General features: G+C 59.8%; 6 protein-coding genes and 1 pseudogene (1 of these 7 running past the window's edge). 6 read left to right on the top strand and 1 reads right to left on the bottom strand.

All coding sequences use genetic code 11. The annotated features are described in order from the left end of the window. The 3 genes and pseudogenes from ADK28_RS22950 to ADK28_RS22940 all read left to right on the top strand — a co-directional run. Positions 1 to 1,528: pseudogene (locus ADK28_RS22950) on the top strand (xanthine dehydrogenase family protein molybdopterin-binding subunit); it begins 1,267 nt to the left of the window's first position. Continuing rightward, positions 1,525 to 2,079, top strand: coding sequence for a (2Fe-2S)-binding protein (locus ADK28_RS22945; RefSeq protein ID WP_004937484.1), 555 nt, complete (start codon positions 1,525 to 1,527; stop codon positions 2,077 to 2,079). Before ADK28_RS22950 ends, ADK28_RS22945 begins: the two are co-directional and overlap by 4 nt. Beyond that, positions 2,076 to 3,311, top strand: a complete 1,236-nt coding sequence (locus ADK28_RS22940) for a cytochrome c (RefSeq protein ID WP_048796767.1) — start codon at positions 2,076 to 2,078, stop codon at positions 3,309 to 3,311. The genes ADK28_RS22945 and ADK28_RS22940 overlap by 4 nt, the downstream gene beginning before the upstream one ends. 63 nt (positions 3,312 to 3,374) lie before the next feature. Here the strand turns inward: ADK28_RS22940 and ADK28_RS22935 are convergent, their stop codons facing one another. Next, entirely contained in the window at positions 3,375 to 4,751 is a 1,377-nt protein-coding gene (locus ADK28_RS22935; RefSeq protein ID WP_004937488.1) for an amino acid permease, read from the bottom strand. A 631-nt stretch (positions 4,752 to 5,382) separates the two neighbouring features. On the opposite strand from ADK28_RS22935, the gene pdhR reads away from it, so the two are divergent. The 3 genes from pdhR to ADK28_RS22920 form a co-directional block, all read left to right on the top strand. Next, positions 5,383 to 6,147: a pyruvate dehydrogenase complex transcriptional repressor PdhR gene (pdhR, locus tag ADK28_RS22930; RefSeq protein WP_004937490.1), complete on the top strand. Its 765-nt coding sequence runs from the start codon at positions 5,383 to 5,385 to the stop codon at positions 6,145 to 6,147. Positions 6,148 to 6,312: 165 nt separating this feature from the next. Beyond that, positions 6,313 to 8,976 carry a pyruvate dehydrogenase (acetyl-transferring), homodimeric type gene (gene aceE / locus ADK28_RS22925; protein ID WP_004937495.1) on the top strand — a complete coding sequence of 888 codons (2,664 nt, stop codon included), beginning with the start codon at positions 6,313 to 6,315 and terminating at the stop codon, positions 8,974 to 8,976. A gap of 13 nt (positions 8,977 to 8,989) precedes the next feature. Continuing rightward, the coding region (locus ADK28_RS22920; RefSeq protein ID WP_048796766.1) for a biotin/lipoyl-containing protein at positions 8,990 to 9,470 on the top strand (481 nt) is incomplete at its 3' end.

Below are 9,470 nucleotides of genomic sequence, written 5' to 3'. Positions count from 1 at the left end.
CGCCCAGTCGATTTACTACTTCCCGAAAAGCGATCTGTCGTCGGTCGGGCTGGCCTCACGCGCCATCGACGCCGGTTCGGCGCGCGGTTACGGCACGCTGCAGAGCATGGCCGCCACCGAGATGATGGTGGATGAGCTGGCCGCCGAGCTGAAGATCGACCCGATCGAGTTCCGCCTGCGCAACGTGCTGAAATCCGGCATGAAAAACACCCAAGGGGCGATCCCGGCCGGTGCGATCCGCGCCGATGAAGTGCTGGAGAAGGCGGCGAAGCATGAGATGTGGCTCAAGCGCGCCGAACGCAAGGCCGAGTTTGAGAGCCGCTATCCCGGCAAGCGCTATGGCGTTGGCTTCGGCTGCGTGCAGAAAGACTTCGGCACCGGGGCGGAAACCTCGTTCGCCCGGGTAGAGCTGAGCGAAGACGGGCGCATCACCCTGCATCACAGCGGCGCGGAGATGGGCACCGGCATGTCGACCTCGCAGTCGGTACTGTGCGCGCAGTGGCTGGGCAAACCGGCCGACGAAGCGCACTTCTCGGTCACCGACTGGTCGGTACTGCCGATGGTCACCAGCGGCGATCCTTACCTGATGTCGCAAGAAGAGCAGGACAAGCTGCAAACCAACCCCAACTGGACGCCGAGCTACTGTTCGCCGTCGAGCGCCAGCAATTCGGCCTATTACTTCTCGCACAGCACCCGCGAAGCGGCGCGCCTGATCTTCGATCACGGCCTGTGGCCGGCGGCGATGGCGCTGTGGCAGGCCGGTATCGGCGGCGGCCAGGCGGCGCCGCTGGTGGTGCGGCGCGAAGATGCGCGTTGGGTCGAAGGCGGCCTGACGGCGGCGGGCATGTCGGTGCTGAGCCTCGAGCTGCTGGCCAAGACGGCTTATCAGATGGGCGGCGTCACCGGTGCCGCGGTGCACGTGTTCAACCGCTGGCAGTGGGCGGAGGCCGATTTCACGTTGAACGGCAAAAGCGAACGCCTGCCGATCGACGGCATGGCGCTGCGCAACGCCGGCGGCGAATTCAAACCGCTGGCGCGCGGGCAGGTCTACTACCCGCCGACCCAGCGCAACAATGCGGCGGTGACCTACTACAGCGCCGTCGGCACGCTGGCGGAAGTGGCGGTGGATATCGCCACCGGCCAGGTGGAGTTGCTGAATCATCACTCGATCATGGAGTGCGGCAACCTGATCGTGCCGGAACTGGTTTCCGGCCAGCTGCAGGGCGGGCTGGCGATGGGCATCGGCCATGCGCTGCACGAATATTTACCGCTGTACGAAGACGGCCCGGGCAACGGTACCTGGAACTTCAACCGTTACCACCTGCCGCGCGCCAGTGATGTGGCGGTGTGGAAACAGAGCGGCGACATCCTGCCGGCGCTGTCGGAAACCGATCCGCCGAAAGGCATGGCGGAGGTGGTGATGATCCCGATCGTGGCCGCGCTGGTCAACGCCATCGCCGACGCCACCGGCCACCGTTTCCGTGATTTGCCCGTTCGTGCAGAAAATATTCGTGAGGTATTACAATGAGCATTAAAACCCAGCCGATTTCCCTGACCATCAACGAGAAACAGTACGGCCCGATCGAGGTGCCGGAAGGCTTGATGATGATCGATTTCCTGCACGAGTATCTCGATTTGACCGGTTCGCGCCTCGGCTGCGGGCAGGGCATTTGCCACGCCTGCGTGGCGATCGTCGATCATCCGAGCGGCACCAGCGAAGAGGTGCGCACCTGCATCACCGGCGCGCATTTCTTCAACGGCAAGAAAGTGCGTACCGTCGAAGGCCACGCCAGGGTGGACGAACAGGGCGAGGTGGTTGAGCTGTCGCCGATCCAGCAGGCGTTTCTGGAGCACTACAGCTTCCAGTGCGGCTACTGCACGCCGGGTTTCGTCAACGCCGCCACCATTTTCGTGGAAAAGCTCAAGCGTGAGCCGATCGCCCGCGAACAGCTGGAAAACGCCATTGAGCAGGCGCTGGACAGCCACATCTGCCGTTGCACCGGCTACGTGCGCTACTACGAAGCGGTGCGCGACGTGGTGCTGAAAACGCCGGGCCTGCTGAAGGAGACGGCGCAATGAAAAAACGTCTCGCAGTGTTGATTGTGCTGGTGGCGATCGTGGTGATTGCGCTGCTGTGGTGGCGGGAAAACCGTCGTTACGACGGCCCGGTGCAGCAGGTAACCGCCAGCGCCGAACAGATCGCCCGCGGCCGCTATCTGGCGCAGGCCGCCGACTGCGCCGCCTGTCATACCGCCAGCGGTGGGGCGCCGTTGGCCGGCGGCTATCCGCTGGACACGCCGTTCGGCACGATTTACGGCAGTAACCTGACGCCGTCGGCCGACCACGGCATCGGGCGCTGGAGCAAGGACGACTTCTTCCTGGCGTTGACGCAGGGCGTGGCGCCGGGGGGGCGGCACCTGTACCCGGCGATGCCTTATACTTCGTATAAGGGCATGTCGCGTCAGGACGCCGACGACATCTACGCTTACCTGATGACGCGCCAGGCGGTGGACGTGGCCATTCCGGCCAACGACATGCCATTCCCGTTCAACCAGCGCATGGCGCTGAACGGCTGGAACCTGCTGTTCCGCAGCCAGGATCCGCTGCCGGCCAGCTCGCAGGGCAGTTCGCCGCAATGGCAGCGCGGCCGCTATCTGGCCGACGTGCTGGGGCACTGTGGCGAATGCCACACGCCGCGCGGCGCGCTGGGGCAGATGGATCTCGGCAAACCGATGCAGGGCGGCGATCTCGGCCGCTTCATGGCGCCGGACATTACGCCGCACGGTCTGGCGCAGCGCGGCTGGACGCCGCAGGACGTCAGCCGCTTCCTCAGCACCGGCCTCGCACCGCAGGGTTCCGCCTTCAGCGAGATGCACATGGTGGTGGATCTCAGCACCCGTCATTTGACGCCGGAAGATCATCAGGCGCTGGCGCTGTATCTGATGGGCGAGCAGCCGCCGGCGGCGGTGCCGGTGAAAATGGGGCAGGGCAGCGATGCCGGGCGCATGACCTATCTGGATCAGTGCGCCGGTTGCCATGCGCGCGAAGGCGAGGGCAAACCGCACGTCGCACCGGCGATGCGCGATAACGCCACGCTGCGCCAGGCGGACGGCAAGAACCTGATCGTGTCGGTGCTGGACGGCCTGCCGGCCCAGCAGTTCCCGAACGGTGAAAGCATGCAGAGCATGCCGGGCTTCGGCGAGCGTCTGAGCGATGCTGAAGTGGCGGAACTGGTGAATTACCTGCGGGTGACCTGGGGAGGCTTGCCGGCGGACGTCACCGCCGAGCAGGTGAAAGCGCTGCGCAAGTAAGCGGCGTTCAGGCGAAAAAAATGGCCCGCATCTGCGGGCCATTTTATTGCGCGGTCACGGGGTTCAACGGCTGGTGACGCCGTCGACGCGCTGGCTGCGCTGTTTGATGGCGTAACCGACGGCCAGGATCGCCACCCATACCGGGATCAGCAGCACCGAGATTTGAATGCCCGGCGTCAGGTACATGATCACCAGGATGCCGGCCATGAACAGCAGGCACAGGTAGTTGCTGAACGGATACCAGAACGCTTTGAACTTCGGCACCACGCCTTCGCGGTTTTTGGCGGCGCGGAATTTCAGGTGCGCCAGGCTGATCATCGCCCAGTTGATCACCAGCGCCGACACCACCAAGGCCATCAGCAGTTCGAAGGCGCGGCCCGGGATCAGGTAGTTAATCAGCACGCACAGCGCGGTGGCGAGGGCGGAAATGCCGATGGCCACCACCGGCACGCCGCGGCCGTCGACCTTCAGCAGGCTTTTCGGGCCGTTGCCCTGCTGCGCCAGGCCGTACAGCATGCGGCTGTTGCAGTAGACGCAGCTGTTGTACACCGACAGTGCGGCGGTGAGCACCACGATGTTCAGCACGGTCGCCACCAGGTTGCTGTTCAGCGCGTGGAAGATCAGCACGAACGGGCTGCCGCCTTCGACCACTTTGCCCCACGGGTACAGCGACAGCAGAATGGCCAGCGAACCGATATAGAAGATCAGGATGCGGTAGATCACCTGATTGGTGGCTTTCGGAATGCTTTTTTGCGGGTTGTCGGCTTCGGCGGCGGTGATGCCGACCAGCTCGAGGCCGCCGAAGGAGAACATGATCACCGCCATCGCCATCACCAGGCCCATGACGCCGTTCGGGAAGAACCCGCCCTGCGCCCACAGGTTGGTGACGGTGGCTTCCGGGCCGCCCATGCCGCTGAACAGCAGGTAGGCGCCGAACACGATCATGCCGATAATCGCCACCACTTTGATGATGGCGAACCAGAACTCCATCTCGCCGTAAACTTTGACGTTGGCCAGGTTGATGGCGTTGATCGCCAGGAAGAACACCGCGGCGGAAACCCAGGTGGGGATCTCCGGCCACCAGTACTGCACGTAGATGCCGACCGCGGTCAACTCCGCCATCGCCACCAGGACATACAGCACCCAGTAGTTCCAGCCGGAGGCGAAGCCGGCGAAGTTGCCCCAGTATTTGTAGGCGAAGTGGCTGAAGGAGCCGGCAACCGGCTCTTCCACCACCATTTCCCCCAGCTGGCGCATGATCAGAAACGCGATGAAGCCGCCGATGGCGTAGCCGAGAAGCACTGACGGGCCGGCCATTTTTATTGTTTGAGCGATACCGAGAAATAACCCGGTGCCGATTGCGCCACCTAAGGCGATGAGCTGAATATGGCGGTTTTTCAGGCCGCGCTTCAGCTGGTCACCATGCTGTTGACCATCCATCAATCTAACCCTCTGTCGTTGTGAATGCCCACCTGCCTGTAAAGCAGTGGTTACGATGTGTGTTTTGTTTTATTTACGGCGTTATAGCTATTAATTCCACGGCGCCGCTACCGTTTGGCAGAGAATAATGTTATGCGCGTCGGTTTGCACCTGCTTTGTCGTGTGAGTGATTAAGATTGCAGCAGTTTAGGAAACAAAATGCGGGTTGTGTGACGGCGGGGGGGATTCAGTGCATGAAATAAGCAACAAATCACATAATGCGCAAAAATAACGTAGATCTGAACGGTGGGGCGCGTTCAAATAATGAACGAACCGCCGTTGCGTCGCTCGCCAAATAGCCATTCATTAAAGCGTCATAACCATGCAATAAAACTCGGGCAAAAAGTTTGCACTCTGCCTTGCGTAAGGTTTGGTAAAAGTTAAATCCCCAACCCGCCGCGTAAATGGTAATACCATCACGGCGTTACCGGTTTGCAGCGGGGTTTTCAGCGGGGTGTTAAAATGTGCGGGTAACCTGATTTCGATCAAGGCCCGTATGGACAGGAGGTGAATACTTTGTTACTTTACCGTCACGTTTTTGAAATTGGTATTACCAATTGACTCCGCGCCATTCGCAGAGAAGAATTCACTCATGGCCTACAGCAAAATCCGCCAACCCAAGTTGTCAGATGTTATCGAGCAACAGCTCGAATACCTGATCCTCGAGGGGACACTGCGCCCAGGCGAAAAATTGCCTCCGGAGCGCGAGCTGGCGAAACAATTTGATGTCTCCCGTCCTTCTCTGAGAGAGGCCATTCAGCGCCTTGAAGCGAAAGGGCTGCTCCTGCGCCGTCAGGGCGGCGGCACCTTCGTGCAAACTAATCTGTGGCAGAGCTTCAGCGATCCGCTGGCCGAGCTGCTGGCCGACCATCCCGAATCACAGTTCGATCTGCTGGAAACCCGTCACGCGCTGGAAGGCATTGCCGCCTATTACGCGGCGCTGCGCGGCACCGATGAAGATCTGGCGCGCATCCGCGATTGCCACATCGTGATTCAACAGGCTCAAGACAGCGGCGATCTCGACGCCGAAGCCGATGCGGTCATGCAGTATCAAATCGCCGTGACCGAAGCCGCTCACAACGTTGTGTTACTTCACCTGCTACGCTGCATGGGGCCGATGCTGGAACAGAACGTGCGTCAGAACTTTGAATTGCTCTACTCGCGCCGTGAGATGTTGGCAAAAGTGAGCAGCCACCGCGCCGGAATTTTTGAGGCGATTGTGGCACGCGAGCCGGAAAAGGCCCGTGAAGCCTCGCATCGCCACTTGGCGTTTATCGAGGAAATCTTGCTGGATCTCAGCCGGGAGCATACTCGGCGCGAGAGATCGCTACGGCGTCTCCAGCAACGCAAGGATTAAGAGCTGTCCTCTTCAGGGTACACCAGCCTGCGGGGGTTAAGTTCGAGGTACTTAGTTAAGTACTTAAGCGGCAACTAAACTGATGGGCCTGTCTTCGTGTGTTTTTGCACAGAGCACAGGAAGACAGGCTCCAAACAAACCATTAGACAGATAAGGAATACCACCATGTCAGAACGTTTAAACAATGACGTGGATCCGATCGAAACCCGCGACTGGCTGCAGGCGATCGAATCGGTCATCCGTGAAGAGGGTGTTGAGCGAGCTCAGTTTCTGATTGATCAGGTATTGGGAGAAGCCCGCAAAGGCGGCGTTAACGTTGCGGCCGGTGCTGCAGCGCACAACTACGTCAACACCATCGCGGTAGAAGACGAACCGGCCTACCCAGGCAACCTGGATCTGGAACGCCGCATTCGCTCTGCGATCCGTTGGAACGCGATCATGACCGTTCTGCGCGCATCCAAAAAAGACCTGGAGCTGGGCGGCCACATGGCTTCCTTCCAGTCTTCCGCGACCTTCTATGAAGTCTGCTTTAACCACTTCTTCCGCGCACGCAACGAGAAAGACGGCGGCGACCTGGTGTACTTCCAGGGCCACATCTCTCCGGGCGTTTACGCGCGCGCCTTCCTTGAAGGCCGCCTGACCGAAGAACAGATGAACAACTTCCGTCAGGAAGTGCACGGCAACGGTCTGTCCTCTTACCCGCATCCTAAGCTGATGCCGGAATTCTGGCAGTTCCCGACCGTATCCATGGGCCTGGGCCCAATCAGCGCCATCTATCAGGCGAAGTTCCTGAAATACCTGGAACACCGCGGCCTGAAAGACACCTCTGAGCAGACCGTTTACGCCTTCCTGGGCGACGGTGAGATGGATGAGCCGGAATCCAAAGGCGCCATCACCATCGCGACTCGCGAGAAGCTGGACAACCTGGTGTTCGTCATCAACTGCAACCTGCAGCGCCTGGACGGCCCGGTCACCGGTAACGGCAAGATCATCAACGAACTGGAAGGCATCTTCTCCGGCGCAGGCTGGCAGGTGCTGAAAGTGATCTGGGGCGGCCGTTGGGATGAGCTGCTGCGCAAAGACACCAGCGGTAAACTGGTTCAACTGATGAACGAGACCCTGGACGGCGACTACCAGACCTTCAAATCCAAAGACGGCGCTTACGTGCGCGAGCACTTCTTCGGCCGTTACCCGGAAACCGCGGCGCTGGTCAAAGACATGACCGACGACGAAATCTGGGCGCTGAACCGTGGTGGTCACGATCCGAAGAAAATCTTCGCTGCACTGAAAAAAGCGCAGGACACCAAAGGCAAACCGACCGTTATCCTGGCCCACACCATCAAAGGTTACGGCATGGGTGAAACCGCGGAAGGTAAAAACATCGCTCACCAGGTGAAGAAAATGAACATGGAAGGGGTTCACCACTTCCGCGATCGTTTCAATGTGCCGGTTGCCGATGCTGACATCGAAAAACTGCCGTACATCACCTTCGAGAAAGATTCCGAAGAGTACAAATATCTGCACGAACGTCGCCAGGCGCTGAAAGGCTACGTGCCTACCCGTCTGCCGGAGTTCACCCAGAAGCTGGAAATGCCGGCGCTGGAAGATTTCAGCTCGCTGCTGGAAGAGCAGAACAAAGAGATCTCCACCACTATCGCCTTCGTGCGTGCCCTGAACGTGATGCTGAAGAACAAGTCGATCAAAGATCGCCTGGTGCCAATCATCGCCGACGAAGCGCGTACCTTCGGTATGGAAGGTCTGTTCCGTCAGATCGGTATCTACAGCCCGAACGGCCAGCAGTACACCCCGCAGGACCGTGAGCAGGTTGCTTACTACAAAGAAGACGAGAAAGGCCAAATCCTGCAGGAAGGCATCAACGAACTGGGCGCAGCCTCTTCCTGGCTGGCCGCAGCGACCTCCTACAGCACCAACGATCTGCCGATGATTCCGTTCTACATCTACTACTCGATGTTCGGTTTCCAACGCATCGGCGACCTGTGCTGGGCAGCGGGCGACCAACAGGCGCGCGGCTTCCTGATCGGCGGGACCTCGGGCCGTACTACCCTGAACGGCGAAGGTCTGCAGCACGAAGATGGCCACAGCCACATTCAGTCTCTGACTATCCCTAACTGCATCTCTTACGATCCGGCTTACGCGTACGAAGTGGCGGTGATCATGCACGACGGTCTGGTGCGCATGTATGGCGACAACCCGGAAAACGTGTACTACTACCTGACCACGCTGAACGAAAACTACCACATGCCTGCGATGCCGCAGGGTGCGGAAGAAGGTATCCGCAAGGGTATCTACAAGCTGGAAACGCTGGAAGGCAGCAAAGGCAAGGTGCAGCTGTTGGGCTCCGGCGCCATCCTGCGCCATGTGCGCGAAGCTGCGCAGATCCTGGCGAAGGACTACGGCGTGGGTTCCGACACCTACAGCGTGACCTCGTTCACCGAACTGGCGCGCGACGGCCAGGATTGCGAGCGCTGGAACATGCTGCACCCAACCGAAACGCCACGCGTGCCTTACATCGCTCAGGTGATGAGCGACGCGCCTGCGGTAGCGTCTACCGACTACATGAAACTGTTCGCCGAACAGGTTCGTACTTATGTGCCGGCCAGCGATTATCGCGTACTGGGCACCGACGGCTTCGGTCGTTCGGACAGCCGCGAAAACCTGCGTCACCACTTCGAAGTCGATGCATCTTACGTGGTGGTTGCTGCTCTGGGTGAACTGGCTAAACGCGGTGAGATCGAAGCTTCTGTGGTTGCTGATGCAATCAAGAAATTCGACATCAACCCGGAAAAAGTTAACCCGCGTCTGGCCTAAGAGGTACTGAATAATGTCTATCGAAATCAACGTACCGGACATCGGTGCAGATGAAGTCGAAATCACCGAGATCCTGGTGAAGGTCGGCGATAAAGTTGAAGCGGAACAATCGCTGATCACCGTGGAAGGCGACAAGGCTTCCATGGAAGTGCCCTCCCCGCAGGCGGGCGTGGTGAAAGAGATCAAAGTGGCGGTCGGCGATAAAACCGAAACCGGCAAACTGATCATGATCTTCGAAGCGGCAGGCGCAGCGGAAGCTGCACCGGCGGCGAAAGCGGAAGAAAAACCGGCGGCAGCAGCAGCTGCCCCGGCTGCCGCTGCCGCCAAAGACGTTGCCGTGCCGGACATCGGCGCCGACGAAGTCGAAGTGACCGAGATCCTGGTGAAAGTGGGCGATAAGGTGGAAGCCGAGCAGTCCCTGATCACTGTGGAAGGCGACAAGGCTTCCATGGAAGTCCCTGCGCCGTTCGCGGGCACCGTGAAAGAGATCAAGA

Source organism: Serratia sp. 506_PEND (assembly GCF_001076875.1).
In the GTDB taxonomy this organism is placed as follows: domain Bacteria; phylum Pseudomonadota; class Gammaproteobacteria; order Enterobacterales; family Enterobacteriaceae; genus Serratia; species Serratia marcescens.
Note: the sequence above shows the minus strand (reverse complement) of the source record. Positions and strands in the feature narration are given on the sequence as shown.